The sequence below is a fragment of the Acinetobacter sp. P1(2025) genome (genome assembly GCF_051390655.1).
Lineage (GTDB): Bacteria > Pseudomonadota > Gammaproteobacteria > Pseudomonadales > Moraxellaceae > Acinetobacter > Acinetobacter junii.
Map to the genome: position 1 here is coordinate 1 of NZ_JBPKBJ010000148.1, position 2,076 is coordinate 2,076.

The 2,076-nt window shown below is 36.8% G+C and carries 3 protein-coding genes; 2 read left to right on the forward strand and 1 reads right to left on the reverse strand.

The window, feature by feature from the left end:
* Positions 1 to 248: 248 nt before the first annotated feature.
* Positions 249 to 734 (forward strand): RcnB family protein, encoded by a 486-nt coding sequence (locus tag ACSC97_RS18075; RefSeq protein ID WP_436662326.1) that lies wholly within the window; start codon positions 249 to 251, stop codon positions 732 to 734.
* 138 nt (positions 735 to 872) lie between these two features.
* Positions 873 to 1,250, forward strand: coding sequence for an RcnB family protein (locus ACSC97_RS18080; RefSeq protein ID WP_436662328.1), 378 nt, complete (start codon positions 873 to 875; stop codon positions 1,248 to 1,250).
* A 36-nt stretch (positions 1,251 to 1,286) separates the two neighbouring features.
* On the opposite strand, the gene ACSC97_RS18085 is transcribed toward ACSC97_RS18080, so the two are convergent.
* Positions 1,287 to 1,784, reverse strand: coding sequence for a phosphate-starvation-inducible protein PsiE (locus tag ACSC97_RS18085; RefSeq protein ID WP_004950384.1), 498 nt, complete (start codon positions 1,782 to 1,784; stop codon positions 1,287 to 1,289).
* Positions 1,785 to 2,076: the final 292 nt, after the last annotated feature.

Here is a 2,076-nt window from a genome sequence, read left to right on the forward strand (position 1 = left end):
TAAATGGGTAATGTACAAGTTGCTGTAGAAGCATGTTTAGTTCGTCTGATCACAGATACTTTATAAACTATTTTAATACTTTTTTGAATCCGTCAATGCGTAAGTCCTATTAACATACTTAAGTTATGCTTCATTCAACATCAGCCCATCTTGTAAATTTTACTGGTTGTCGAAAAAAATATTATTACTACAGTGCTGGTGCTTTTCTGTACTAAACTAATTGTAGAAATCATTTTGAGGCACTAGAAATGAGGAAAAATAAACTTCAAATTTTGAGTTTAACTTTGGCGATCAGTGCTTTGCCAGCCTTAAGCTACGCAAATAACTGGAGCGGCTATCGAGGAGTTGAACGTCGTCCATATCATGAATCTCAACAAACTTATCAACCTCCAGCTCAAGATCCTTTTGCGTTCTCAAATCAGCGTTATACACCTACAGCACCACCGAAGGGGTATTATTATCAACCCTACCAAAATAATCACTACTCTTACCAATATCGCCCAAGTGTCAGTATTGAATACTATCCTGAGACTCACTCTGAACATACATATCACCGAGAGGCATTTGTAGTCGGAAATGAGTTACCAAGTGAGTTTCGGAGTGAGCGTTATGTGATCCGAGATTGGGATTATTATTCTTTACGCAAACCACCACGTGGACGCCATTGGGTGATGATCGATGGAAGATATTTTTTAGTGACTGATGAGAATTTTAGAATCGAAATTATTCGATGAGCTTTAATACCTTAGGTTGAGATATCTCCATAGTTTCTCAGTATTGATTACAAAGTTTTGCAATCTCATTCGTTTTATTCATGGTTTCTCCTAGAGTTTTGCTTAATCTGAGTTCAGATCAAAACAGAGGATCAAACAATGAAAAAGACAGTTATGTTGTTGGTATCAAGTTTAATGTTTGGTGCATCTGCTTCAGCAATAGCAGATTCAGATCGTTGGAACAATCATCACGACTATAAAGATCGTTATGAGCAGCGTTACGATCGAAATGACCACCGAGATGATCATAGAGATCCACCGCGATGGTCAAATGCAGATCGTGGAAACCATTATGGACAACGAGTAAACTTTAAACGTGGCGAGCGTTTACCATCGGAATTCCGTAGTAAACGTTATGTGGTTTCAAACTATCGCTACCATCGTTTATATCAGCCACCACGTGGTTATAACTGGATGCAAGTACAAGGAAAATACGTGTTGGTTGATTCAAAATATCGTGTTTATCGAATCGCATAACTTAATGAATTTAAAAGCAGCCGTAAGGCTGCTTTTTTATGCAAGCTCATCGTCTTGAGGTCGAGGTGTTTTATTTGCTGGAATTTGCTGTTCCTGCTCTTTGCCTCGGATCACAGAGGGGTAGTTCCATGAAGCAAAACGGACAATCAGAATAGCCAAAGCTAAGATCAAAATGGATCCTGTGATGATGACCTGATCCATAGACGCTTTGTGATTATGTTGAATATCTGCGATAAGCAAGCGTGTAAGTGCTGTGATTGCAACATAAATCAGAAATCGTACAGGCATATGGTTGGTTTTGAAGTAAATTCCAACCATAGCGCCAAGCTCTAAGTAGATAAATAATAATAAAATATCATCAATCGTCGCATATTTTTTGACGGTTAAAATATCAATTACGGTATGAACTGCTGACCACGCGATCATACAGCCAATAATAAACAAAGCTAAATAATGGAATGCTTCAACGGCATAGTGACCAAATCTGTCAAATAAGCGTTGAATGCTTTCGAGTCTCTCTTTTGAAGTCGGCATAAAGATGAACTATTTTTAATAGGGTAATCGTGATGGTATGTAATTTGAAGGGTTTTGACTACTGAGATCGAGCATTATATAGCGCTATAAGAAGTGTTTTTATAATTTATTTACTATTTGGTTAAAGTTTTATTTTTTATGAAATAATTTTTAACTGCTTGGTGGTTGTATTGAGTATATTAGGACTTACGCATTGACGGATTCAAAAAAGTATTAAAATAGTTTATAAAGTATCTGTGATCAGACGAACTAAACATGCTTCTACAGCAACTTGTACATTACCCATTTATAT

Coding starts and splice junctions, on each gene's coding strand:
- ACSC97_RS18075 (WP_436662326.1), top strand. CDS start 249: ATGAGGAAAAATAAACTTCAAATTTTGAGTTTAACTTTGGCGATCAGT.
- ACSC97_RS18080 (WP_436662328.1), top strand. CDS start 873: ATGAAAAAGACAGTTATGTTGTTGGTATCAAGTTTAATGTTTGGTGCA.
- ACSC97_RS18085 (WP_004950384.1), bottom strand. CDS start 1,784: ATGCCGACTTCAAAAGAGAGACTCGAAAGCATTCAACGCTTATTTGAC.